The 2462-nt window shown below is 65.8% G+C and carries 2 protein-coding genes; both read right to left on the reverse strand.

What is annotated here, in order from left to right; translation table 11 throughout:
- A partial coding sequence (locus tag VEI45_RS10630; protein ID WP_324852889.1) for a DUF3566 domain-containing protein occupies nucleotides 1-743 on the reverse strand: 743 nt, incomplete at its 3' end.
- Nucleotides 744-861: 118 nt separating this feature from the next.
- Nucleotides 862-2462: DNA gyrase C-terminal beta-propeller domain-containing protein (locus VEI45_RS10635; RefSeq protein ID WP_324852891.1), on the reverse strand; the 1601-nt coding region annotated here is incomplete at its 5' end.

Genomic DNA, 2462 nt, shown 5'->3' on the forward strand with positions numbered 1-2462 from the left:
AGCACGATGTTCACCAAGCCGATCAGCACGGCGCCGCCGAAGATGGTGCCGCTGGACACCAGCTCGGCGCTGCTGCCGCTGGTGTTGTTCAGCAGATCCCCGACATTGCTGTTGAGCTTGCTCCAGACGCCCATGCCGCCGAGCACCAGATACAGGAACGCCACGGCGATCATCCAGACGAAGAACAACGCCACCGAGAGCACCAACGACACCTTCAGCGCGCTCCAGGGATCGATTCGGCGGATCTGCATGCTGGCGCGCACCGGGCCTTGGGGTCGCGCGGACACCTGGATGCGGCGTTCCGTCCGCACCGGCGTCGTCGACGTGCCCGGTGTTGGGTCGGCGGTTGGTTTGCGCTGCCCGGCGCGGGGGATCGGACCGGACAGATCAGGTAGTTCGCTGGCGTAGGACTCGGTGGGCCGCGTTTCGCCGCGCGCCGGTTCTGCTATCGCGTCGACGTCGGACGGCGGCGTCTTCGCGGCACCGGGCGCAGCGGTGCCCGAGATGAAGCGGCTCAACCGGGCCTCCGCATTAGGCGCACCGGAGGTACGGCCCGTCGGCCGCGGTTCACGCGGTTTCGGTGTATCCGATGCCGGACGTCGTTGTGCTTGCGAAGACCGAGCTCCGCCACCCTCGCCGCCAGACCCATGCGGCGACACCGGTGCACCTCCCCGGTCGATCCAGCCATTCCCGTTCGGGCTGTCGCCCGGTCCGGGATATCCCGGCTCGTTCGGTGAAGTCACCCCACGGCTCCTAACTGTGCAGCCGACCGCCGAGGCGGTCGGCGATCGCTCACACGTCGAACGAGTCTAATTGCCCGGTTCCTCCTCGCGCCGCTGCACGACGCGCATCGTCACCGCGCTAGGCACCCGGATCGTCGTCGGCGACGACGGATGCTTCAGCTTCTTCGGCGTTACGTGCGATCGCTAATAGTGTGTCGCCCTCGCCCAAGTTCATCAACCGAACACCTTTTGTCTGGCGTCCGGCCTTCCGGACCTGCCTTGCCGCCGTCCGGATCACCCCGCCCCCGGAGGTGATCGCGTACACCTCGCTGTCGTCGTCAACGATCAGGGCGCCTACCAGCTTGCCACGACGGGTGTCGTATTGGATCGTCAAGATGCCTTTTCCGCCGCGGCCCTGCGTGGTGTACTCCTCGATCGCCGTGCGCTTGGCATAACCGCCGGAGGTCGCGACCAGCAGGAATGTGCCTTCCCGGACCACGTTCAGCGACAGCAGATAGTCGTCGGCGTTGAACCGCATGCCCTGCACACCCGAGGTTGCTCGGCCCATCGGCCGCAGCGCCTCGTCGGTCGCGGAGAACCGGATCGACTGGCCGTTGGCTGACACCAGCAGCAGGTCGTCCTCGGCCGAGCACAGCACCGCCCCGACCAGTTCGTCGCCGTCGCGCAGGTTGATCGCGACGATCCCGCCCGACCGGTTTGAGTCGAAGTCGGTGAGTGCCGTCTTTTTGACCAGCCCGTTGCGGGTGGCCAGCACCAGGTACGGCGCGTCCTCATAGCCGCGGATCTGGATCACCTGAGCGATCCGCTCCTCGGGTTGGAAGGCCAGCAGGTTGGCGACATGTTGTCCACGCGCCGTCCGCGAGGCTTCCGGTAGGTCATACGCCTTGGCCCGGTACACCCGGCCCTGGCTGGTGAAGAACAGGATCCAGTCGTGGGTCGAGCACACGAAAAAGTGCCGCACGATGTCGTCCTGCTTCAGCCCGGCACCTTGCACCCCCTTCCCGCCGCGCTTCTGGCTGCGGTACAGGTCGGTTTTGGTGCGCTTGGCGTAGCCGGTTTCGGTGATCGTGACGACGACGTCTTCGCGGGCGATCAGATCCTCGTCGTTGACGTCGCCGTCGGCGGCGATGATCCGGGTGCGACGGTCGTCGCCGTACTTCTCGACGATCTCGCCGAGTTCGTCCCGCACGATCCCGCGCTGCCGCTCCGGCTTGGCCAAAATGTCTTCCAGGTCAGCGATTTCGGCTTCAATCTTGGCGAGGTCATCGATGATGCGTTGACGCTCCAGTGCCGCCAGGCGGCGCAACTGCATATCCAGGATCGCCTGCGCCTGGATGTCGTCGATATCGAGCAGCTCGATCAGACCGGCCCGCGCGACGTCCACCGTCTCCGACGCGCGGATCAACGCGATCACCTCGTCGAGCGCGTCGAGCGCCTTGACCAGCCCGCGCAGAATATGGGCCCGTTCGTTGGCCTTGCGCAGCCGATACGTGGTGCGTCGCACGATGACGTCGAGCTGGTGGTCGACGTAGTGCCGGATCAGCTGGTCCAGCCGCAGGGTGCGCGGCACCCCGTCGACGATGGCCAGCATGTTTGCGCCGAAACTGGTCTGCAGCTGGGTGTGCTTGTAGAGGTTGTTCAGCACCACCTTGGCCACGGCATCGCGTTTGAGTTCGATGACGATACGCAGACCGACCCGGTCGCTGCTTTGGTCTTCGA

This window comes from Mycobacterium sp. (assembly GCF_035623875.1).
In the GTDB taxonomy this organism is placed as follows: domain Bacteria; phylum Actinomycetota; class Actinomycetes; order Mycobacteriales; family Mycobacteriaceae; genus Mycobacterium.